The following is a 268-nucleotide window of genomic DNA, read 5'->3' as shown; positions in this document are numbered from 1 at the left end:
CAGTTTCCGATGCACTTCTCCGGTTAAGCCGAAGGCTTTCACATCAGACTTAAGAAACCGCCTGCGCTCGCTTTACGCCCAATAAATCCGGACAACGCTTGCCACCTACGTATTACCGCGGCTGCTGGCACGTAGTTAGCCGTGGCTTTCTGGTTAAATACCGTCAACTCCTGAACAGTTACTCTCAAGAGTGTTCTTCTTTAACAACAGAGTTTTACGAGCCGAAACCCTTCTTCACTCACGCGGCATTGCTCCATCAGACTTTCGT

The 268-nt window shown here is 49.6% G+C and carries 1 rRNA gene; it reads right to left on the bottom strand.

Going from position 1 to position 268, the window contains the following annotated elements:
- Nucleotides 1-268, bottom strand: a 16S ribosomal RNA gene (locus tag HEQ50_RS13020); the annotation flags it as partial.

The sequence above is a fragment of the Lactobacillus sp. HBUAS51381 genome, from assembly GCF_012641095.1.
Taxonomy (GTDB): domain Bacteria; phylum Bacillota; class Bacilli; order Lactobacillales; family Lactobacillaceae; genus Levilactobacillus.
Note: the sequence above shows the minus strand (reverse complement) of the source record. Positions and strands in the feature narration are given on the sequence as shown.